The sequence below is a fragment of the Sphingobium sp. 22B genome, assembly GCF_001580035.1.
Taxonomy (GTDB): Bacteria; Pseudomonadota; Alphaproteobacteria; order Sphingomonadales; family Sphingomonadaceae; genus Sphingobium; species Sphingobium fuliginis.
This window is the reverse complement of the sequence record NZ_LTAB01000091.1, coordinates 1-456: the sequence shown is the minus strand read 5'-3', so window position 1 is coordinate 456 and position 456 is coordinate 1. Positions and strand designations below refer to the sequence as shown.

The following is a 456-nucleotide window of genomic DNA, read 5'->3' as shown; positions in this document are numbered from 1 at the left end:
CTAATGAGGGCATTGGACCAGGGCGGGAATAATTATGAGACAGTTCCTGCCTTGGTATCGCGAATGTCCCACTCTCAAATCAACCAGCCCGAAGGCGATCACCGCTCTGAGAAAAGCGAGAGCAAAGCAGATCGCGTTGAAACAAAAGCCGAAAACCGAGAGCGCGGCGAAGCTAGCAAACACATAGCCAACGGCGATTTAAACAAAGACATCCAGGCGAGTACTCTTGAGAAGAGACTGAGCCGTAAAAGCGGTGCAACTGGCTATGGCGTAGCTTCCGCTGATTCATTGCTGCCTACAGAAGCAGAAATTCAAAAAATGGGTAAACAGCTCACGGCGCAGCTAGAGCAAGCAAAACCAGTTGCCATAATTGCCCAGAATATTGCTGATAATAACCCATTTCACCACCCACCCCAGGTGGCGACAGATGCTACGACAGCCACGGCACCGGAAAAC

Annotated in this window: 1 protein-coding gene; it reads left to right on the top strand. The window is 50.7% G+C overall.

Going from position 1 to position 456, the window contains the following annotated elements:
• Nucleotides 1-12 precede the first annotated feature (12 nt).
• Nucleotides 13-456, top strand: a 444-nt coding sequence (locus A0J57_RS26280; RefSeq protein ID WP_153023185.1) for a hypothetical protein, incomplete at its 3' end; no start/stop codon positions are given.